This is a genomic window from candidate division KSB1 bacterium (assembly GCA_034506335.1).
Lineage (GTDB): Bacteria > Zhuqueibacterota > Zhuqueibacteria > JANLFK01 > Oleimicrobiaceae > Oleimicrobium.
Window position 1 is genome coordinate 58,324 of sequence record JAPDPR010000006.1, and the last position, 20,396, is coordinate 78,719.

At 59.9% G+C, this 20,396-nt stretch carries 17 protein-coding genes; 16 read left to right on the top strand and 1 reads right to left on the bottom strand.

Translation table 11 applies throughout. The features are described 5' to 3' along the window. Positions 1-102 precede the first annotated feature (102 nt). From aspS to ONB25_03715, 16 genes are all read left to right on the top strand, one after another. Entirely contained in the window at positions 103-1,863 is a 1,761-nt protein-coding gene (aspS, locus tag ONB25_03640; GenBank protein MDZ7391981.1) for an aspartate--tRNA ligase, read from the top strand. 134 nt (positions 1,864-1,997) lie between these two features. Continuing rightward, complete coding sequence (locus ONB25_03645; protein MDZ7391982.1) at positions 1,998-2,264, top strand: hypothetical protein; 267 nt, start codon at positions 1,998-2,000, stop codon at positions 2,262-2,264. Between the two features lie 48 nt (positions 2,265-2,312). Next, positions 2,313-3,164, top strand: a complete 852-nt coding sequence (locus ONB25_03650) for a LysM peptidoglycan-binding domain-containing protein (GenBank protein ID MDZ7391983.1) — start codon at positions 2,313-2,315, stop codon at positions 3,162-3,164. Between the two features lie 248 nt (positions 3,165-3,412). Then, positions 3,413-4,447, top strand: coding sequence for a PhoH family protein (locus ONB25_03655; GenBank protein ID MDZ7391984.1), 1,035 nt, complete (start codon positions 3,413-3,415; stop codon positions 4,445-4,447). Next, positions 4,440-6,773 carry an HDIG domain-containing protein gene (locus ONB25_03660; GenBank protein ID MDZ7391985.1) on the top strand — a complete coding sequence of 778 codons (2,334 nt, stop codon included), beginning with the start codon at positions 4,440-4,442 and terminating at the stop codon, positions 6,771-6,773. The genes ONB25_03655 and ONB25_03660 overlap by 8 nt, the downstream gene beginning before the upstream one ends. Continuing rightward, positions 6,770-7,246, top strand: a complete 477-nt coding sequence (gene ybeY / locus ONB25_03665) for an rRNA maturation RNase YbeY (GenBank protein MDZ7391986.1) — start codon at positions 6,770-6,772, stop codon at positions 7,244-7,246. The genes ONB25_03660 and ybeY overlap by 4 nt, the downstream gene beginning before the upstream one ends. 3 nt (positions 7,247-7,249) lie before the next feature. After that, positions 7,250-8,530, top strand: a complete 1,281-nt coding sequence (locus ONB25_03670) for a hemolysin family protein (protein ID MDZ7391987.1) — start codon at positions 7,250-7,252, stop codon at positions 8,528-8,530. Between the two features lie 108 nt (positions 8,531-8,638). Beyond that, the gene (locus ONB25_03675) at positions 8,639-9,913 is read left to right on the top strand and encodes a hypothetical protein (protein MDZ7391988.1); all 1,275 of its coding nucleotides are present in this window, start codon (positions 8,639-8,641) and stop codon (positions 9,911-9,913) included. A 128-nt stretch (positions 9,914-10,041) separates the two neighbouring features. Beyond that, complete coding sequence (locus tag ONB25_03680) at positions 10,042-11,097, top strand: YfiM family protein (protein ID MDZ7391989.1); 1,056 nt, start codon at positions 10,042-10,044, stop codon at positions 11,095-11,097. Positions 11,098-11,238: 141 nt separating this feature from the next. Next, complete coding sequence (locus ONB25_03685; GenBank protein ID MDZ7391990.1) at positions 11,239-11,814, top strand: GIY-YIG nuclease family protein; 576 nt, start codon at positions 11,239-11,241, stop codon at positions 11,812-11,814. After that, positions 11,795-12,739 carry a radical SAM protein gene (locus tag ONB25_03690; protein MDZ7391991.1) on the top strand — a complete coding sequence of 315 codons (945 nt, stop codon included), beginning with the start codon at positions 11,795-11,797 and terminating at the stop codon, positions 12,737-12,739. The genes ONB25_03685 and ONB25_03690 overlap by 20 nt, the downstream gene beginning before the upstream one ends. Positions 12,740-12,767: 28 nt before the next feature. After that, positions 12,768-14,738, top strand: a complete 1,971-nt coding sequence (locus tag ONB25_03695; GenBank protein MDZ7391992.1) for a DUF2961 domain-containing protein — start codon at positions 12,768-12,770, stop codon at positions 14,736-14,738. 27 nt (positions 14,739-14,765) lie between these two features. Then, on the top strand, positions 14,766-16,535 hold the full coding sequence (locus ONB25_03700; GenBank protein MDZ7391993.1) for an N-acetylmuramoyl-L-alanine amidase: 1,770 nt from the start codon (positions 14,766-14,768) through the stop codon (positions 16,533-16,535). Between the two features lie 37 nt (positions 16,536-16,572). Then, positions 16,573-17,631 carry a hypothetical protein gene (locus ONB25_03705; protein MDZ7391994.1) on the top strand — a complete coding sequence of 353 codons (1,059 nt, stop codon included), beginning with the start codon at positions 16,573-16,575 and terminating at the stop codon, positions 17,629-17,631. 46 nt (positions 17,632-17,677) lie between these two features. Further along, entirely contained in the window at positions 17,678-18,577 is a 900-nt protein-coding gene (locus ONB25_03710; protein ID MDZ7391995.1) for a 2-hydroxy-3-oxopropionate reductase, read from the top strand. Between the two features lie 41 nt (positions 18,578-18,618). Then, the gene (locus ONB25_03715; protein ID MDZ7391996.1) at positions 18,619-19,497 is read left to right on the top strand and encodes a hypothetical protein; all 879 of its coding nucleotides are present in this window, start codon (positions 18,619-18,621) and stop codon (positions 19,495-19,497) included. 20 nt (positions 19,498-19,517) lie between these two features. Here the strand turns inward: ONB25_03715 and ONB25_03720 are convergent, their stop codons facing one another. Beyond that, positions 19,518-19,946: a hypothetical protein gene (locus ONB25_03720; GenBank protein MDZ7391997.1), complete on the bottom strand. Its 429-nt coding sequence runs from the start codon at positions 19,944-19,946 to the stop codon at positions 19,518-19,520. Positions 19,947-20,396: the final 450 nt, after the last annotated feature.

Sequence of the window (20,396 nt, forward strand, 5' to 3'; positions counted from 1 at the left end):
GGTTGACCGGCGGCAGAGATGTGCGTAAGTGAGGCATGACCGTGGCGCGACCACGGTTTTTTTTGTGCCGTCGCAAATTACTGGATTTTGCCAAGAGGAGCAATGAAGAGGAAACGGACACACACGTGTGGTGAACTCCGCGCGGAACACGAGGGCCAACAGGTTACGGTGATGGGGTGGGTACGCCATCGGCGGGACCACGGTGGCATCTACTTTGTGGATCTTGTGGACCGCTACGGATTGGTGCAAGTGAACTTTGCCGCGCAGTCCCATCCAGAGCTGTATGCCCAGGCGCGAGAGCTGAAAGCAGAGTGGGTGGTAGCCGTGACAGGGCTGGTACAGAGGCGGCCGGAAGGGATGCGCAACCCCTCTCTGCCTACTGGTGACATTGAGGTGCTTGCCACCGATTTAGAGGTCCTAAACAGAGCGAAAACGCCCCCGTTCGAGATCAAGGATCAAGTGGATGCCTCCGAGGAGCTGCGGCTCACTTACCGCTATCTGGACCTGCGCCGACCAGAGTTGCAGCAGAGCATCCTTCTGAGGCATCGCGTCTACCAGGTGGTGCGCCGCTACTTGGACGCCCACGGCTTTGTGGAAATCGAAACCCCCTTCCTCATCAAGAGCACGCCGGAAGGAGCCAGGGATTACCTGGTACCAAGTAGGGTCCACAAGGGTAAGTTCTACGCGCTGCCGCAATCGCCTCAGACCTACAAGCAGCTCCTGATGGTGGCAGGTTTTGACCGCTATTTCCAAATTGTGCGCTGCTTCCGCGACGAAGACCTCCGCGCTGACCGGCAACCGGAGTTTACCCAGATCGACTTGGAAATGTCCTTTGTCCATGCTGAGGACGTGCGCGAGCTCTGCGAAGGGCTGATGGCCACTGTATTGCAGGAAATATGGGGTTATCATCTGCAGACCCCCCTACCGGTTCTTCCTTATGATGAGGCGATTGCCAGGTACGGCACGGACAAGCCGGACCTGCGCTTTGAGACGCCCATCACCGATATCAGCCACTTGGTTGCGGGTTCGCAATTCCGGGTGTTTGCCGAAACGGTGCGGAATGGAGGCGTGGTTGCCGGGCTGTGTGTGCCCCAAGCTGGGCAATTCTCCAGAAAGCGAGTCGACGAGCTCGCCGCCGCGGTGAAAGAGTGGGGCGGGAAGGGACTAGTGGCAATGAAGGTGACAGGTGCAGGATGGGAAGGTGGCGCAGCAAAGTTTTTTACCCCTGAGGAGGTGGAGGCGGTCAACAAGGCTATGCATGCTGCACCTGACCACATGCTGTTCATAGTGGCCGACCGGAGGGAGGTCTGTCTGCGAGTACTGGGCGAGCTGCGCCTACGACTGGGCGCGGAGCTGGGCCTCATCGATGAAAAGAAGGTGAGCCTCCTCTGGGTGACCGATTTCCCGTTGTTGGAATACAGCAGCGAAGAGAGGCGTTTTGTGGCCATGCATCACCCCTTTACATCTCCCCGGCCCGAAGACATCGCGTTGCTGCAGTCAGCGCCGGAACGGGTGCGGGCACAAGCCTACGACCTGGTCTTCAACGGCAATGAGGTGGCCGGCGGCAGCATTCGCATCCACGACGCCCTCTTGCAAAGGGAAGTGTTCCGCGTGCTGGGTATTTCATCAGAGGAGGCCGAGCGGAAATTTGGCTTTCTTGTGGAGGCGTTCCAGTACGGTGCCCCACCACATGGGGGGATTGCATTTGGTTTCGATCGTCTGGTGATGTTGCTGGCGAGAAAGAAAAGCATAAGGGACGTGATTGCATTTCCCAAAACGACCAGCGCCCTTTCCCTCATGGACGGGGCGCCCACCGAGGTCTCGGAGGAGCAGCTGCGAGAACTGGGGTTGCGGCTGGCCTGAGCACAGAGCTGGCGAAACGTTACCCCCAGCAATGACGATTTTGCTTGACAAATTGTGCATTTTTTCGTAATATTGGACGTCACGTTGTCGTGAGCGGAGGTCGTAGTTGGTCCCCAGAAAGGAGGTGTAGCCCGATGCGCAAGACTGTCAACGCAGGTTGGGTCCTCGCAGTGGCGATGCTGCTCCTGGTGGCGTTTGCGATGGGGTGCGCTAAGCATCCGTCCCAGGAACAGCTGAGCAAGCTGGAGGAGACTAAGCAGGCGGCGCTTGCAGCCGAGGATCAGCTGAAGGCGAAGGATGCGGAGAAGGCGTCCCTGGAACAGCAGTTGGCCGCTAAGAAGCAGGAACTGGCGAAGTGCCAGGAAGAGAAGCAGGCGGTGGCGCAGCGGTTGGGCAAATAGGTGCAGCGGAGAAGCAATCGCCAAGCAGAATCGAAGGAGGATATCGCCATGAGGATTTCGGTTAGGTGGTTACTGAGCCTCGCGGTTGTACTCGGCCTGGCCTTGCTCGTGGACGCCACCGTGGCCTTGGGCGAGCAGAAGATGAGCATGGACCAGTACCGCGCTGAACTGGCTCAGTGGCAGAAGCGAGAGGCGGACGCCAAGGCGGCCATTGCCGCGCGGGAAAAGGAGATTCAGGCTCTCAAAGAGCAGATCGACAAGGCCGATGCGGATCTTGCGGCCTGCTGGGATGACGTGTATGCGCTGTTGGGCGTGGACAAGGCGGCGGTGGATGCGTATCGGGCCTCGCTGAAGGCCATTGAGGCACAAGTCAATGGGTTGGCGGCACTCAGCCCGGAGGAGCTCTTCAAGAAGAAGGCCGAGATAGCAGCCCTCAAGGCGCAGTTGGCCGAAAAAAAGAAGAGCCCGATCTACGCCTTGACCGAAATGCGGGAACTGGTGGCGGCCATCGAAGCGAAGATCGCCGACTTGGAAGCCCGCATGCCGAAGGCGGTCTACGATAGCTACGTGGTGGTCAAGGGTGACTACCTGTGGAAGATCTCGGGCAAAAAGGAGATCTATGGGGACCCGTACCAGTGGATGAAGATCTACTCGGTCAATCGCGACCTCATCAAGGACCCAGACCTCATTTACCCAGATTGGGTGCTGAAGATCCTGCGTGGCTGCGGCCCGGACCAGTACATTGTGGTCAAGGGTGACTTTTTGCGAAAGATCGCCCAAGATCCCAGCGTACTGAATGATCCGGCAGCGTGGACCAAGATCTACGAGGCGAACAAGTCCGTTATTGGCGACAATCCTAATCTCATTTACCCGCACACGGTCTTGGTAATTCCCAAGTAGTTCTTGGGATCTGGTGCGGCCCACAAAACAAGGGGCGCGACAGACCAAGGGGGGCCCGCGCGGGTATAGATGCGGGCACAACGCCGCGGTGGTTGTTATGCCCAGCTTTCCAGTGGGAGCGGTCTTCGTAGAGAAGACGCCTCTCCCACGAAGGGCTGATGTGCAGCTTCCGCGCTCGAACACTGCAAAAGCTCCCAGCTGTCCAGGCGTTCGCCGGAAACTGGGAGCTTTTGCATGGAATGGAGAAAATGGAGACGCAGACCGAAGAAAAGGAGAAACAGACAGTACGGCGCATCCCTCTGCCTGGGGTGGACCAGGTTGCCCTGTTTGGTAGCCAAGATGCCCACCTCAAGTTGATGCAGCGCGAATTCGGGGTGCAGTTTGTGGCACGCGGGGCACAACTGTTGGTGCGCGGCTCGGGACATGCCGTGGAGCTGGTGGAGAGAGTGCTCAGTGAGCTCCTGAAGCTCCTGGAGCGTGGCGGCGCCCTGACTGTTCACGACGTGAACACAGTGGTGGGGCTCGTCAAGAATAGTCAATTGGCCGAGACAAGGCCCCCCGCCCATGCCGTTGAGCGCGAGCCGCTGCCGGTGGTGCTGATGGCCCACCGCGGGCCCATACGGCCGCGCTCAGAGGGGCAGGCGCGCTATGTGCGCCTGGTGGCCGACAACGATATCGTTTTCGCCATCGGCCCGGCCGGCACAGGTAAGACCTACTTAGCCGTGGCGATGGCGGTGGCACATCTGCAGGCGCGCGAGGTGGAACGCATCATTCTGGCGCGACCTGCAGTGGAGGCGGGTGAAAGCCTCGGCTTCCTCCCGGGGGACCTCAAGGAAAAGGTTGACCCCTATCTTCGTCCCCTCTATGATGCCCTTTATGACATGCTTCCGGCGGAAAAGCTCCGCCGTTTCCTCGAAGTCGGAGTGATTGAAATTGTTCCGCTGGCTTACATGCGCGGCCGTACACTGAATCACGCCTTTGTGATTCTTGACGAGGCGCAAAACAGCACCGCCCTCCAGATGAAGATGTTTCTCACACGCCTGGGGATCGGCTCCAAGGCCATCGTCACAGGGGACATCACCCAGATCGATCTGCCTTCGTCCACAGAATCTGGCCTGGTGCAAATCCAGCGAGTAGTGGCTGGCATCGAAGGGATCGCCTTTGCCTACCTGACCGACCAGGATGTGGTTCGCCACCGCTTGGTGCGGGATATCATCAGGGCTTACGACAACTTCCAGGCCAAGACGCAACGTGACCGGGAGGCCGGGGAGGCAAATGGCTGAGCGGACTATAGCCCAGGGCTCCTGGGGCGGATGGCTTGAACGCCTGGGAAAGCTTCTTCTGCGACGGGGAAGGGGAGCGCGCAAGCCGAAAGAGTGGAGCTCAAGCGCGGTCACCCGCCTGCAGATTGGGGTGGCGGTTGCCATGGTACTCGGTGTGGCGTTGCTCTTCCCAGGCCCACGCTCGTTGGGCACCTTCACGCTCCGGGAGGGCGATGTCTACATCGGAGAACAGATCATCGCCCCATTCACGTTCGCCATCAACAAGAATCCGCAGGAGTATGCTGCAGACGTAGAGGCGGCAAAGCGTCGCGTTGCCCCCGTGTTTGTGCGTCACGCGGAAGCTGACTCGCGGCAGTTGGCGGCCATGGACTCCTTGTTGGAGCAACTCTATGCCACCTGGGCCGCCCCTGTGCCGCCAGGGCAGAAAAAGGACTCGCTCGTGGCGCTGTTCAAGCGCTACGGCGTGCTGTTAAGCGGGGAGGACCTGACCTTTTTTCTCGAGGCCAAAGCTCCCCAGCGGAGAATTCGTCCCGGCATGAAGGCAAATGGGGAGCCTGCCTCGGCGCGTCTGTTGGCCACCGTGCGGGAAGTGGGGGAAGAAGTACTCTCGGTCGGTATCCTGGATGTGGAGAAGGACAAGCTCTCCGGCGCTGGCAAGATTTCAGTGTTGAGCGATGGCGTGGAGACGCTTGAGGAGCTGGCGTACTACCGTGGGCCCAAAGAGGCGCAAGAGTTTGCGCTGCAGAAAATTCGCGACGCGCTGGGCCCTGACCCGGTGTTGACGAGGATTGCCTTCCAGCTACTTGCTCGGTTCCTCCAACCCAACGTCCTTTTTGACCACGGCGAGACAGAGGCGCGCATCGCAACGGAAGTGGCTACCGTGCCCAGGGCCAAAGGGATGGTCTTGGAAGGGGAACGGATAATCGACAGCCATGAGAAGGTCACTGCGCACCACGTGGAGATACTGAACTCACTGGCCGAGGCCCGGGCAGAGCAAGGGGCGCGGAATTTTGGCCGCCAGGTCCTGCGCTTCCTGGGGAGGGTGCTCCTGAGCGGTTTCTGCTTTCTGGTGCTGGCCGTCTTCGTGCACCGGGAGCGGCGTCAGGCTTTGTACGACCCCCGCTACCTTCTTCTGCTGGCCTTAGTGCTGCTGATAGTAGTTGGTGTGGCCTATGGGGTCAATCGCCTCTCCCTTTCGGCCAACCTGATACCTGCCGCCGTCGCCGCGATGCTCCTCACCATCTTTTTTGACCCACGTGTCGCGTTCGTGGCGATGGTGGTTCTCGGCGCCATCCTCGGGGCCATGCGGGGCAACGACTTTGGGGTGTTTGTGACCTGTGTGCTGGTAGGGAGCGCCAGCATCCTTTCGGTGACCAGGGTTCGCAAGCGCAATTGGGTGGTGCGTTCACTGGCTATTACCAGTTTGGCCTACCTGGCGAGCATTGCCGTGCTGGGGCTCATACGTGAGTCCTCCCTGGCAGAGCTGCTGCGGGAATGGGCTTACGGCCTAACCAACGGGGTGGTGAGCCCCATCGTTGCCTACGGCTTGGTCGTGGTGTTTGAGCTTGCCTTTGAAATCACCACCGACATGACCTATCTTGAACTCTCGGACCTAAACAACCCACTGCTTCGCGAACTGGCGCTGAACGCTCCCGGCACCTATCATCACAGCATTATGGTGGGCAATCTCGCCGAGGCAGGGGCGGAGGCCATTGGCGCCAATGGCCTTCTGGTGCGCGTGGGTGCCTACTACCACGACATCGGCAAGATGGACAAACCGGACTATTTTGTGGAGAATCAACGTGGGGGCCGCAACCCCCAGGACCGGCTGAGTCCGACGATGAGCGCGCTGGTTCTGTTGAATCACGTGCGGCGTGGAAGCGAAATGGCGGTGGAACACGGGCTCCCCTCAGAAATCCGGGATTGCATCGAGCAACACCATGGCACCTCGGTAATGAGCTACTTCTACCAGAAGGCAAAGGAGCAAAATGGCGCTAACGCGGTGCGAGAGGACGAGTTCCGTTACCCCGGGCCCAAGCCGCAAACTAAGGAAACAGCTCTGCTGATGCTGGCCGACGCAGTGGAGGCTGCGTCCCGCTCCCTCAAGGACCCCTCAGTGAGCCGTCTGAGGACACTGGTAGCGCAAATCATCGACGAGCGATTCAGGGAGGGGGAATTGGACGAGAGCCCGCTGACCTTGCGGGACTTGAACAAAGTGGGGGAGGCGTTTCTGAAGATTCTCATTGGTAGGTACCACCGCCGGGTTGAATACCCCAAGCCGGAACCGAGTCGTGCCCCGGCCGCCGGAGAGGAGCATGAGCGTTGAGTGGGCGACGCGCAACGGTTCGTTTCTATAGCGTGCACCCGTCTAAGCGCGTGGCCATCAGCCCTCTGAAGCGGGTGGCCGAGGCCGTTATTGCGCGCGAAGCCCGTGTGCCAAAGGTAGCACTTACTGTGGTCCTCTGCGATGACCAAACCGTGCAAGAGCTCAATGCTCGTTTTCTCAATCATGACTACCCAACCGATGTGCTCGCTTTTCCTTTAGAAGAGGAAGAGGGCGCCAGAGAAGGTGAAGTGTACGTCAGTCTGGACAGGGCGGAGGAGCAGGCGCGCGCCTATGGCGTCGACTTCGCGCAGGAGGTCTGTCGCTTGGTTGTACATGGGGTGCTTCATTTGCTGGGTTATGATGACCAGGGGTCAGCCTGTAGAAAAGTGATGCATGCCCGGCAAGAGGAGTATGTGGGTCTGTATGATGAATTGGTCGGCTCAAAGGCCGACAATGCGCACGGAGGTACATAGCGCGTGCTTAGTCCTGTGCTAGGTGGTCTAGTTTTGTTGGTGGTCCTCCTTGTCCTTTCGGCCCTTACCTCAGCGGCCGAGACATCCTTTTTTGCCCTTTCGGAGCTTGAACTGGAGCGACTGCGGGAGGCAGGGAAAGGCGCATCGGAGCGCGTGGTTCGCCTTCGCTCGCGCCCGCGGCACCTCCTTGTGGCCATCCTCACAGCTAATACCGCGATTAACGTGGCCGTGGCGGTGGTGACGACTCTTACCTCGGTGCGAGTGGCGAGCTCCTTCGGGCTGAGCAGGAACGTCGCCGCGGCAGTGGCCGGAGTCCTGATTACGCTGGCTATTCTCGTTTTTGCGGAGATAGCTCCCAAGCTGCTCGCGGTACGTAGCCCCTCGCAACGGGCGCAACAACTCTCGCTCTTTGTGTTGGGGCTCTTCTTCCTGCTCTACCCAGTTACTCTCGTTCTGAATGCGTTTGCAACAGCGGTGGCTCGCCTCTCTGGTACGCGCCCCGAGGGGCTGGCGCTATCACAGGACGAACTTAAGGTGATGGTGGAAGTCGCCGACCAGCAGGGCTACCTCGAGGAAGAAGAGCGGGAGATGATTCACTCCATCTTTGAGTTCGGCGAGACTCAGGTGCGAGAGATTATGGTGCCGCGCGTGGACATGGTCTGTGCCGAAACAGGCGCCAGCATTGAGGAGCTTGTCGGGCTGATTACCAAGCATGGCCATACGCGTATTCCGATCTACGAACGCAGTGTGGACAACATCCGCGGCATCATCCATGCGAAGGACTTGTTGCCTTACCTGAACCAACCGGGCGCTCGGCCGTCCTTGGAGAGCCTAGCACGGCCGGTCATTTTCGTGCCGGACTCCAAGCCAATCAACGAGATGCTGAGGGAGTTTCAGACACAGCGTACTCACATGGCCATCGTCGTGGATGAGTACGGGGGCACTGTGGGGCTGGTCACACTTGAGGACGTGATTGAGGAGATCGTAGGGGAGATTCAGGACGAATACGACGAGGAGCCTGCCCTCGTGCGTCCCACCGGTGAGCACACCTGGCTCGTGGATGCAAAGATCAGCATTGAGGAGCTCAACGAGGCTTTGGGCCTGACTCTGCCCACCGAAGAGGGTTATGATACACTTGGCGGATTTCTTCTGCATCGCATGGGGCACCTCCCGCAGCAGAAGGAGGAGGTGCGCGAGGGTGATATCACTTTTGTCATCGAGCGAGTTGTGAAGCGGCGCATTAAGCGCGTACGCGTAATGAAAAGGACGTCCCAGGCTAGCTGAAGGCGGGAGCAGCTTTTCGCTTGACAAAGAACTCTTTTTTTCTTAAACTTGAGTCACGTTGACTGAGGTAGCTGTTCGGCGAGGAACAAACCGGATAGGAGGGAAGCGATGGTGCAACTACGATTCGACTTTCGCGACCTGTTTCGCTCCGCGCGCCTCGGTTTCAGCATGCAGCGCATGTGGATCGCGTTCATCGGTTACGGCGTAGGCTACGTCGGCTATCTGATTTTCACTTATCTCAGCCTCCTAGCCAACGGCAAGGGGCTCAGCGATGCGTGGAATACGAGTGGCCTTTTGCCGTGCCTGTTCGGTCAAGGCGGCGCACGGTGGTACGCGTGGGTTATCTTCGCCATAGGCGTGGCCATACTTCTGGCGGCCTACCTCCTCACAAGTACGGCAATCGCCCGGGCTTCTTACATGCTGCTCAAGGGCAACAACTTTTACACCTGGCGTGAAGCGTTTGCCTTTGCGCTGCGTAAGGCCAGCTCTGTTCTCTCGACCCCAGTGGCGATTGCGGTGATGGCAGGGTGCTTTGTCGTAGGCGGGCTCATCATCGGCCTCCTGGCGCGCGTGATCCCGTACGTGGGTGAACTGGGAGCGTCCCTCTTCACCTTCATGTGGATGTTCTCTGCCCTGGTGCTCTTCTTCCTGCTAGTGGTGCTGGCTGTGTCCTTGATCATCGTCCCGGCAATCATTGCCACCACCGACGAGGATGCCTTCGAGGCGGTGTTCCAGAGCTTTTCGGTGATCTGGAGCCAACCGTGGCGCTTCGTCCTCTATGAAGCCCTCCTTGGTGTGATCACTGTGGTGTGCATGGGGCTCTTCGCCTTCGCCGTCAAGCAGGCTTTCCTTCTGATGTGCGGCATTTTCTCAGTCTCTTGGTCATTTGGTGACAAGTTCGTCAACCTGGCCAGTCATGGACAGTATCTGCTGCAGAAGTGGCTTTTCGTCTCACAGGACTGGGCGAAGGCTGTGTACTGGAAGTTTTCGCCGTACGTCTACTTTGCGCGCGAGTTTTACCCGATCCGTGGGTTATCGGCGACCCTAACGGTTTCGGCCTATCTATTTGCCATCACGATGCTGGTCGTGGCCTGGTGGGTAGTTTCTTACGGAATGGCCACCCTGCAGGTCGGCAACGCCCTCCTTTACATCGTGCTTAAGAAGGTGAAAGACCAGGAGAATCTGTTGGAGCGGAAGGATAAGGAGGAAGAAGAGCCGGAGGAGGCGAAGAAGGCCGAAGCACCTGCAGCAGCCGCGCCTGCGGAGGAGAAAAAGGAAGAAGCTGCTCCGGCTCCCGCCCCGCGTCGGCGTGCGCCCCGTCGTGCTGCCGCTAAGCCTACCGCGGCGAAGAAGGCTGCACCGCGACGGAGCCGGAGAAAGTAGCCAGGCCTTCTGGCGCGCAATGTAATCAGAGCTTGGTATGCAAAGACGTCGGCTGCGATGTTTTGCAGCCGGCGTTTCTTTTCCACAGCCCGTTGGGCCTGTAGCCCGGGAGCGTGGTGGAGGTCGGCTTGCTGCGGATCCTCGGACACGGACGATCAGAGTGGCTGTTCTGCTCATGGATGGGCCTGGCGGTGTGCATGACTGCCACCGAGTTGGCAGCTCAGGTATCCGAAGGCCATAGCACAACGTCAGGTGACGGCCTTCACTCCCTCAGGGCAGAACTCCGTCCATTCTCCGGTGGCCGCAGAGACGGTGAACGGCACCACCTGAAGCCAGATACCTCGTGCATCCTGTCTGCAATGATGAGGGGGGAGTTTTCCGATCGTGGTGTGGTCCCTGGAGTTCGCCTTGAGCGGGTTGCTGGTGCTACGTTGGCGCTGGTGGCCGCGAATGTCGCCGCCTATGCGCATTTTCACGAGGTGTGGTGGGACCACCCGCGCACACGTTTCCACCTGTACCGTGGCTGGCGGCGGAGCAGTGGTGCCTACGACCTGGGTCCCGACGACAGCCTGTGGCACCACGTGGACAAATGCGGTCACTTCTTCAGCGCCAGCCAACTCTCCCGCCACGGGGCCGCGACGGCACGCTGGGTAGGTCTGTCGGCTGCCCAGGCCGATTGGGCCGGCTTCCTACTGGCCTCGTTCCTGATGCTTGAAATTGAGGTCTATGACGGCTTTTTCGCTGAATGGGGGTTTAGCCTGGGCGACTTTTTGGCCAACGAGGTTGGGGCGGCTTTTCCCGTCCTCCAGCGCCGCCACCCGGCCTGGCGTAAACTGGCCATCAAGCTCAGCTATTGCCCCTCCGGCGATCCTGTGTACGGCCGGTACCTGGTCGAAGACTATGCCGGCATGACCTTCTGGTTATGCTTAGACGAGGACCTATTTCTGCCCCACAAGGCGCGTCGCTTCTGGCCGGACATCCTGGATGTAGCCATTGGTTACGGCGTGACGGCGAAAACCGGTGGGGCGCCGGAACTTTACGTGGCGCTGGATATCGACCTCCGGCAGGTGAGGGTGAGCAATGGTGTCCTTCGGCCCTTGGTGGCAGCCCTGGAGGCCGTCCACTTGCCTGCTCCTGCGTTGCGGCTGACACCCAGCAGGGTTGCCTACTTCTTGTACTTCTGACCACCGGGTAAACAGAGGGGCCCTCGGCCGAGGTTCATAGGATCGCTGCGCTCGGCAGAGCATCAGCAGATGTGTCGGCCGCGCTGTGGCGGCACGCCTGGGGGCAAAGGTTTGTGTAGTAATCTGGACAAAAGCCGAAGGATGACGACGTATAGGGCGACGAACTCTTCGTTCGGGACCGGTGGCACGCAGGAAGCCGCCTGCCCCGCGGGTGCAACAGTGGTGGTGCGAAATATTCAATGGTTGCGAGCATGCTTCCTGCCCACGGGGGTTCTGCGGCGGCCAAAGGCGCCCCGCTTGTCCCTGGTAATGACCGGCAGCTATGCTCTCCTCGTGCATGTGGAGGTACCTATCACGGTGGCCGCAGGCGGGCTCGGGAGCTTCTCGCTGGAGCCTGGTTATTACCTCTACGTGGGGAGCGCCAGGCGAGGGATGGGCAACCGACTAGCGCGGCATGCCTGTCCGCGCAAGAAGCTGCGCTGGCACATAGACTATCTTACCGCCGCACGCGGCGTGCGGGTGCTTGGCGCCCTTGTCGCCCCTGCCTACGAGGAGTGCACGCTGCATCAGGCACTAAGGGAGGCAGGAGGGAGCCTCCCAGTGGTTCCTGGCTTTGGTGCATCTGATTGTCTTGCAGGATGTGGGAGCCACCTCCTCCGCCTGACGAGGGAAAGCAGACTGTTCGACGAGATTGTGCATGGGGCGGAGCGCCACTGACACTGCCCCGTCCTACCTTGATCTGTACGAGCGGGGCGAGCTGCATGAGCGCATCGCGGCGCTGCGCCGCATCTTGCGTTCGTGCACACTGTGTGCTCGCCAGTGCCGGGTAAACCGGCTCGGCGGCCAGATCGGCTATTGCAAGGCCGGCGCACGCGCGAGCGTGTCAAGTGCCTTCCCTCACTTTGGCGAGGAAGCGCCCCTGGTAGGGATGCATGGCTCAGGGACCATTTTCTTGGCTCACTGCAACTTGCGCTGCGTATTCTGCCAGAACTACGAGATCAGCCACGGCGGAGAGGGACGCGAGGTGGCGCCTGAGGCCCTGGCTAGTATGATGCTCGCTTTGCAGAAGGCCGGGTGCCACAACATCAACTTCGTTACGCCTACCCACTACACGCCGCAGCTCGTCGAGGCCCTTCCCTTGGCCATCGAGGGTGGGCTCCATGTGCCACTGGTCTACAACTGCGGCGGGTACGAGTCGGTGGAGACCATTATGCTGTTGGAGGGCGTGTTCGATATCTATATGCCAGATGCAAAGTTCTCCAACCCGACCTGGGCAGAACGGTACTGCGCGGCACCTGACTACTTCGAGGTGAACAAGCGAGTCCTGCGCGAGATGCACCGTCAGGTGGGCGTGCTGAAGCTGGACGATCGAGGCATTGCGTACCGAGGGGTCCTCATCCGGCACCTCGTGATGCCCAACGGGGTGGCCGGCTCCGAGGCCGTGTTGCGCTTCGTCGCCGAGGAGCTTTCACCTGAATCGTACGTGAACGTTATGGCGCAGTACCGACCTTGCTATCACGCGCATCAGTTCCCGGAAATAGCTCGGCCCGTCAGCCACAGGGAGGTTGCAGAAGCCGTGGCCGTAGCACGGCGCTTTGGCCTCCACCGCGGACTGGCCGAGTACCACGATGCCCTGTGGTGATGTCTGCAGCGGAAAGGAGGGCTAAACCGTGAGCTTCAAGCGGTCCTTGCGGCTGGTTACTTTGACGGTGTGCTTGTCCTGTTGTGGCACACTGATGGCGCAGTCCGTGGTTGAATCGTTTTCCCTCGGGCGGTTGCCGTACTTCAAACCGAGTAGACTGCGGCAAATTTCCAGTTACGACCGGACTGGCGGCAACGCGGACCGGCTAAGCATCCCCCGTGGTCAGACCGCCGTGCTCGCCGATATACACGGTCCGGGGGTCATCACTCGTATCTGGGTGACTATTGCCTGCCGCGACCCGCATTTCCTGCGGCGCATCGTGCTGCGCATGTTTTGGGATGAGGAGCCGTCGCCAAGCGTGCTGTGTCCCATCGGAGACTTTTTCGGCAGTGGATTCGGTTACACGCACTACACATCGCTGCTGCTCGGTATGTCCAGCGGAGGCTATTACTGTTACCTTCCGATGCCATTTTCCAGGCGCGCCCGCATCGAGGTGGTCAACGAGACCGACTATGATATCGATGCCTTTTACTACCACATCAACTACCAAGAGCTGCGGCGGCTTGATGATGACGTGGGTCGGTTTCACGCGCAGTGGCGGCGTGAACCGCAGACCAGTCCTGGCAAGAACTACACCATCCTGGAGGCCGAGGGGCTGGGACACTTTGTTGGGTGCAACATGAACATGCAGGGGCGAAGTGGGGACATCACCTATCTGGAGGGTGATGAGATGATCTACGTAGACGGGGAGGTGGCGCCGTCGATTTACGGGACAGGCACTGAGGACTATTTCAGCAGCGGGTGGTATTTCAGCCACGGAACCTACGCGGGGCCCCTGCACGGTTGCATCATCAAGGACGAGGAGCAGGCAAGAGTGGTCGCATACCGCTTCCATGTGGGGGATGCGATACCGTTTCGTCGTTCTCTCCTGGTCACGATCGAGCACGGACATGGAAACGAGGTGCCGGCCGATTACAGCAGTGTTGCGTATTGGTACCAGAAGGAGCCCCACAGGCCCTTCCCGCCGTTGCCGCCGCCCAAAGCTCGCATTCCCCTGCGCGTGGTTGTTCCCTCTGGAGGTCTGGAAGCGGAAGAACTATCTGCGATGGTAGTGCGCACCGATTCCGGACGGCTGGTGGTTGAGGGAATGGAGGTACACGGCGCAGAGTGGAGCAATGGCAAGCAGCTGGCCTTCCGCGGTGCGAGTGCAGGAGACGAGGTTGTGCTCCCATTCCAGGTACCGACGTCGGACCTGTACGATGTGCTCTGTTTTCTGACCAAGGGCCCAGCTTACGGGCAGGTCGTGTTGTCAGTGCTGGGCCACGAGGCTGCATGTGACTGCTATGCGCCGGAGGTGATACACGGAGGTGCGCTGGTCATCCCGAAGGTAAAGCTCAGCCAGGGGGCGCACCGCCTGGTGGTGAAGGTTACGGGAAAGGCGGAGGAGGCCCAGGCCTGTGACGTGGGAGTGGACTATCTTCTGCTCAGGCCGCGCCGGCAATTCGTGAGGGACTGGTTGCTCATAGGGCCCTTCGATACGGCCGCCCAGGATGACGGTGCCGCCGGATTGCTCACCGTGTGGCCCCCTGAACGCGCAGTAGAGGTTGGCGCGACCTACGTAGGCAAAGGCGGAGTTACTGCGCAGTGGCGCCTCGTCCAGGCCGACTCTGCGGGCTATGTGAACATGGACGCCCTCCTCGACCCCAATGACTATGCTGCAGCCTACGCTCTGACGTATGTGCACTCGCCCCGTGCCCAGACGGTCACAGTCTACCTGGGCAGCGACGATGGGGTGCGTCTGTGGGTGAACGACACTTTGGTGCATCACAACCCACTGCAACGGCCTGCAGCCCCGGACCAAGACACTGTATCTGTCCAACTCGAAGCCGGTTGGAACAAGCTGCTAGTGAAAGTCGTGGAGGTACTCGGCGCATGGGGCTTCTATTTGCGGATTCCAGATCCTGAGGGGGAACTAACCTTCAGTACTTCGCCGCGATGACGGAAAAGGCTCAACGAGGAGAATGCGATGAAGGCAAGACTTGGAGCCCTGTTGACCATCTTTGCTTGGACCGCACTGGCTCTGGCGCACGTGCCTGAAGGCGCGCGGAAACAGATGTTGCGCATCACCTTCCCGGCCAGGACCGATACGGTAGGGGGGCCGCGGGTTCGCATCGCAGGCAGCACGCTTCCCCATGCGAGGGTCCTGATCAACGATCGAGTGGTGCGCGTCTACCCCAGTGGTGCATTTGTGGACCGGGTGGCCCTGGCTCCAGGCCTGAACCGCATCGTCGTGCAAGCGCAAGACAGCGCCGTTTCGGTGACCGACACTCTGCAGATCTATCGCATTCCGCCGCTCGCGGTTTCGCCCACCTCGCCCACGCAAATCGATACGAACTTGGTGGAGCCCACCGTAGACATGGTGCTGGGTAATGGTGACTTGGTGCGCGTACGCTTCAAGGGGAGTCCGGGCGGGAGCGCGAGGTTCACCATTGACAATCTGTGCAAGGATGCCCCCATGGTGGAGCTCCCGCCGCAGGAGGCTGATGGCATGGTCGGCATCTACCAGGGGATGCTCAGGATCAAAGCCGAACGCTCGTTGCGGCCAGCGCGCGTCCACTATGAGCTGCGCGGCGCGGACGGCAAGAAGGCAAAGGCAGAATCCAAGGGAACCATTTCGGTGTGGGACAATACCACACCCTTGGTAGCCGAGGCGGTGAGCGAGACTCCGATGTGGAACGCACCCCAAGGTGGTGCCATCATATGGTCGTTGCTCCCAGGCGTGCGGGTGGAAATCACCGGCAAGATCGGTTCGCGCTATCGTGCCCGCCTTTCGCCTCAGGATGTGGTCTGGCTCAACAGTGCGGACATGCGCATGCTACCCCTGGGCACCTCTGTGCCCCGCGCAGTGGTGGGCTCGATGACTCAGAGTGTGCTTGATGATCGCGTGCAGCTAACGCTCGATATGACCGGCAAGGTTCCGTTTCGCGTGGAGCAAAGTCTGAATCCTGCCTGGATAGACCTCTACCTCTACGGCGCACATCAGGGTTCGCAGTGGCTCACTTACCCTGAGCGCCCGGTGGTCATCGAGCGTGTCACCTGGTCGCAGCCTGCAGAGGGGGTCTATCGCCTGCGGGTGGAGTTGGATCAGAAGCAGCAGTGGGGATACCGCGTCATGTACGGCGACCAGGGCCTTGTTCTGGAGGTGAGGCGCGCGCCGCGTATCGCCAAGCCTCCACAGAGCCCGGTAGCGGGCCTTATCTTCGTGCTGGACCCGGGCCACGGCGGAGAAGAACCGGGAGCCATCAGCCCCACCGGCATGATGGAGAAGGATGTCAACCTCAAGTGGGCAAAGGCCTTGGCCGGAATGTTGCGTTCCGCTGGTGCGCAGGTGGTGCTTACGCGGGAGGATGATCGCACCCTCAGCCTGAAGGAACGGGTGCAAATCGCCCAAGAGGCACGCGCCCACATCTTCGTGATGATGCACAACAACTCCGTGGGCGAAGGAGCAGACCCCTTGGTCCGCGGCACCAGCACCTACTACACCCAACCGCATAGCCAAGACCTTGCCTGGACAGTCTACCCGCGTCTGCGCCAGCTGGGGCTGCCCGGCTTTGGCAAAGTATTCTCTTCGTACTTCATCACCCGCCAGACCGACATGCTGTACTTCCTGGTGGAAGGGGCTTTTATGTCCAATCCCGAAGACGAAATGCTCTTGATGAACGACTCCTTCATCACCCAGATGGCTAAGGCTGTTTTTGATGGGCTGGAGGACTTTTTGCGCAAACAGGCGCAATAGGCGAGGCGTAGGACATACGAAGGAGCCTCAAGTGCAGATGACGCCGCGGGAGCGTGTGCTTTGTGCGCTGGAGCATCGGAAGCCAGATCGGGTGCCCATCCATGATAGCCCATGGGATACGACCGTCGTGCGCTGGCACCAGGAAGGCCTCCCCGCCGGCTGCGCCCCTACCGATTACTTTGGCTATGCTTTTCGGGCTTTTGACTTTGACATCTCCTTCCAGCTGCCGGAGGTAGTCCTCCAAGAGACCGACGCCTACACCATCGTGCGCAACAGCCTCGGTGCAGTGGTGAAGAATTGGAAGCACGCCACGTCCACCCCGGGTTACTTGGATTTTGCCATAAAAGACCGGCGCTCCTGGGAGGAGTACAAGCCTCTGCTCAGCTGGAATGATAGGAGGGTCGACTGGCAAAGCAGCTTTGCGCGCTTCCAGGCAGAGAACGAGGCTGGCTGGTTCTGCCACTTTGCAGGCGCCATGGGGTACGACAGGTCGCAAGGCTTCGTGGGCTCGGAACGGTTGCTCATGGCCATGATCGACGACCCTGCGTGGGTGCGTGACATGTTTGCCACTGGCGTTCAGCTGCTCATTGACGGAGCAGAGGAGATGATGGGGCGGGGCTTTGCATTCGATGGTGCGTTCCTGTACGACGACATGGGCTACAGAAACGGACCGCTTTTTTCTCCGCGCATGTATCGGGAGTTGCTATTCCCATTCCACAAGCGCATTGTGGATTTCTTCCACGGGAAGGGGCTGAAAGTCATTCTCCACAGCTGTGGGTGTGTCAAGCCCCTTATCCCAGACCTCATTAAGGCTGGGTTCGACTGTCTTCAGCCGTTGGAGGTCAAGGCAGGGATGGACCTCATTGAGTTGAAGAGGCTCTATGGAGACCATCTTGCCTTTATGGGTGGCATCGACGTGCGTCTCATGGCGCTGGATGATCCGAAGCCATTGGAGGAGGAGATCCGCCGAAAGTTCGCCGTGGCTATGAAGGACGGGGCCTACATCTATCACTCCGACCACAGCGTGCCCGATAATGTGAGTTTCGCTAATTACTGCCGGGCCATGGAGATGGTGGAAAAGTACGGGAGATATTAAACCCAGCAAGACGTCTGACGGGTTTGGACAGCTTCGCAAAGGGAAGGTGGCTTCTATGGAAAAGCAGCACATAGGCTTTATCGGCCTGGGCATCATGGGCAAACCAATGGCCATGAATCTCTTGCGGGCCGGGTATGGTCTCACCGTCTACAACCGAAGCAAGGCGCCGGTAGAGTTCATGGTGGCGCAGGGAGCAGAGGCGGCGGCTTCGCCCCGGGAGGTGGCAGAGCGCAGCGAGGTTGTCATCACCATGGTCACCGACTCGCCGGACGTGGAAGAGGTCATCCTCGGACCAAACGGGGTAGCCGAAGGGGTTCGTGCCGGTGCGGTGGTCATCGACATGAGCACGATTTCGCCCACGGTCACGCGGAGGATAGCCGCTGCGCTTGAGGAGCGCGGGGCGGCGATGCTCGATGCACCCGTGAGCGGTGGGGACACCGGTGCAAAAGCAGGTACTCTGGCCATCATGGTGGGCGGTGACAAGGAAGTGTTCGAACGCTGCCTCCCCATCTTTCAGGCGATGGGCAAGAGCATTGTGCACGTGGGACCCAACGGCATGGGGCAGATGACCAAGTTGTGTAATCAGGTCCTTGTAGCGGTAAACAACTTGGCCACGTGCGAAGCGCTTCTCCTGGCCAGTAAAGCGGGGCTTGACCCGGCGGTGATGATTGAGGCGGTCAAGAACGGAGCGGCCGGCTCCTGGCAACTGGCGAACCTGGGCCCCAAGATGATCGCCCGGGACTTTGCCCCAGGGTTTATGGTGCGGCTGCAACAGAAGGACTTGCGGCTGGCCTTGGAAGTGGCGCGTGAACTGCATCTGCCGTTGCCAGCCCTAAGTCTGGTACACCAGCTATTCGCCAGCTGTGAGGCGGCAGGTGAAGGCACCGAGGGCACCCAGGCCCTCATCAAGGCGCTAGAACGCCTTGCCTTGCACCGCGTGCAGTGACAGAGGCGAGGGCGTGAATGCGGTGGAGAGGAGGTCAGACGATGAGATGCTTGGTAACAATAGGGATTGTGGTGGGAATGATTGCCATGCTAGCGTGTGGACGCCACCACCCCGATTTCTACAAGGCCGGTATGCCCCGCCTTTTGGCCGAAGGGACGATCAGCACTGATCGTTGCGAAACCAGGTGCGCCTTGACGCCTGACGAAAAAACACTCTTCTTTGCGACCATGGGGTGGCGCGAAGGAGACAGCCTCAACCAGGATATCTACTTCAGCCATTGGCGCAATGGGCGGTGGTTGGCGCCCCAACCGGTGCCTTTCAACACTGAATGGCAGGAGTTCGACCCAGCAGTGACCCCTGACGGCCTGTGGCTTTACTTCTGCAGCGACCGGCCGAACGGCATGGGTGGCAGTGACATCTGGAGAGTGGCAATCGACAAGAACGGCTTTGGGGAGCCGGAAAACCTGGGACCTATCATCAACGGCGCCGGCGACGAATGGGGACCATCGTTTTCAGCCGACGGCAGGGTGATGGTTTTCTCCAGCGATGGCCGTGGTGGTTCCGGTGGGCATGACCTGTTTCGCAGCGTACGGGCGGGAGAAAAGTGGGCTTTCCCAGCTAACCTCGGCCCGCAGATAAATTCTGCTTTTCACGAGTTCGACCCGTGCGTGGTGGGCCTGCTGGATAAGGTGATCTTCGCCTCCGAACGCCCCGGTGGCCCTGGGGGTGTGGACCTCTGGGAGGCGCAGTGTCACCACGGTATTTGGCAGAGAGCGGAACCTCTACCCGCTCCCCTCAATAGCGACGCGTGGGACTCCTGCCCATACCTTGCACCATCTGGCAATGTGTTCTACTTCAGTTCTACCAGGCGGACGCATTTGCCCACTGCCGCGGACATCTGGATGGTCGAGGCGAGATAAGCTGGGGGCTCCTGCCACTTCTACCGCCGGCGCAGGCGTCGCTCCTTGCCGAAGAAAGCACGCACCTTGGCGGCAATCTGCTGCGGCGTCATCTTGTCCGCAGGTTCTACCGCGACAAGCCGCAGGTGGAGGTCTCTTGCCCGCTCCATGGCCTTCTTCAGTTCGCCCTTGGCAGCACCGGGGCCAAACACGTACACTTCCTCGCACTGCCGCAGCGCATCAATGACCTGGGCATAATAGGCCTCAAGTTGGTGCTTGCGGCGCTCGTCGCGCTTGCGCTCGGCAGCCGACTCCTGAGGTCCATACGGAGTGACCGAACGGGAACCCCCTGTTACACGAATGCGCGGCTCAACCTGGGACTCGATGACCCTCGTGCTCTCTTGCTGCTCCTCCAGGTACACGATGGTGGCCTTCTGGTGGTCGATCCACAAACCAGCCTTTGTGCTCATAGGGCTCACCTTCCATGTTTGGTACCTGCTACATGGTTGAGCGCTTGCTCCAGTTGCGGGGACAAGGGTCGGAAGAGCAAGCCGCAATGCATTCCTACATGATGAAGGAGAATCCGCTTTCCTGAGAGGTTGACGCAGGGAAGGGTGGAGAGCGCAGGAAGCCAGCCGGCAATGCTCTGCAAGCCGCAGTTGGGAGCATAGTGTGCACCAGCTTCCTCCTCATAGGCAGTGATCTGCCCTCGGTGTGCGCAGAATCACCCTCGGCGGGTGGGCAGTGCTCCTCAGGCTATTCGGTGCGGTAATTAGCCTCGATGATTCCATTCGCAATGGCCGTTGCAAAAGTGGGCGGTCATTGCCCGCAAGACGCTTCCCTCCATGCGTACCTGGCCCACCTTGATGCCGAAGAGAGCGTCCCCGTTGTACATGGTGTGCCCGCGACACACCGCGTGC

Coding starts and splice junctions, on each gene's coding strand:
- aspS (MDZ7391981.1), top strand. CDS start 103: ATGAAGAGGAAACGGACACACACGTGTGGTGAACTCCGCGCGGAACAC.
- ONB25_03645 (MDZ7391982.1), top strand. CDS start 1,998: ATGCGCAAGACTGTCAACGCAGGTTGGGTCCTCGCAGTGGCGATGCTG.
- ONB25_03650 (MDZ7391983.1), top strand. CDS start 2,313: ATGAGGATTTCGGTTAGGTGGTTACTGAGCCTCGCGGTTGTACTCGGC.
- ONB25_03655 (MDZ7391984.1), top strand. CDS start 3,413: ATGGAGACGCAGACCGAAGAAAAGGAGAAACAGACAGTACGGCGCATC.
- ONB25_03660 (MDZ7391985.1), top strand. CDS start 4,440: ATGGCTGAGCGGACTATAGCCCAGGGCTCCTGGGGCGGATGGCTTGAA.
- ONB25_03675 (MDZ7391988.1), top strand. CDS start 8,639: ATGGTGCAACTACGATTCGACTTTCGCGACCTGTTTCGCTCCGCGCGC.
- ONB25_03685 (MDZ7391990.1), top strand. CDS start 11,239: ATGACGACGTATAGGGCGACGAACTCTTCGTTCGGGACCGGTGGCACG.
- ONB25_03690 (MDZ7391991.1), top strand. CDS start 11,795: ATGGGGCGGAGCGCCACTGACACTGCCCCGTCCTACCTTGATCTGTAC.
- ONB25_03700 (MDZ7391993.1), top strand. CDS start 14,766: ATGAAGGCAAGACTTGGAGCCCTGTTGACCATCTTTGCTTGGACCGCA.
- ONB25_03705 (MDZ7391994.1), top strand. CDS start 16,573: ATGACGCCGCGGGAGCGTGTGCTTTGTGCGCTGGAGCATCGGAAGCCA.
- ONB25_03715 (MDZ7391996.1), top strand. CDS start 18,619: ATGAGATGCTTGGTAACAATAGGGATTGTGGTGGGAATGATTGCCATG.
- ONB25_03720 (MDZ7391997.1), bottom strand. CDS start 19,946: ATGAGCACAAAGGCTGGTTTGTGGATCGACCACCAGAAGGCCACCATC.